Raw genomic sequence first — 508 nt, forward strand, 5'->3', positions numbered from 1 at the left:
GCTCTTGACCACTGGCTCCAGCTTGGTTCGGACTTCTTCCATGCGCTGACGCTCCTTGGCCAAGTAATCGTCGACAAAAGGCTTCAGCTCATCTCTGTACTCCTCGAGGTGCTTCAGCAGAACCTGCCTGAGCTCCTCACGCATGGGCTCGAGCTGCTTACGGAGGTCCTCGATGTCCTTGGTCAACTTCTCACGCTGTGTAGCGGTGGCATCCAGCACCTGGGTAGCAACTGGGGTGATGAATTCAAAGGCTTTCTCAAAGTAGCCATGGAGGTTGTCTATGGACTGGCCCAGGAATACCTTGTAGTCTTTGAACTCTGTGTCATCGAGGTGAGTGAGGGTCTTGTGTGAAGACTGCTTCAGCTGATCTGCGTAAAGCTTGAACGCAGACTTCACATGATCCAGCTGTGATGGTGCTTCATCCTGCAGGAAACGGGCCTGGCAACCTGCCAGCAAAACAGTGAGGGCAAGGGCTACGAACCTCATCATGGAACTGTTGATGTAGCTG

1 protein-coding gene is annotated in these 508 nt (G+C 53.3%); it reads right to left on the reverse strand.

Annotated elements, in window-relative coordinates; genetic code table 11:
- Positions 1-508, reverse strand: a 508-nt coding sequence (locus tag C0Z22_RS16080; RefSeq protein WP_158246957.1) for a hypothetical protein, incomplete at both ends; no start/stop codon positions are given.

Origin of the sequence: Halobacteriovorax sp. DA5, assembly GCF_002903145.1 — a bacterium.
Lineage (GTDB): Bacteria > Bdellovibrionota > Bacteriovoracia > Bacteriovoracales > Bacteriovoracaceae > Halobacteriovorax_A.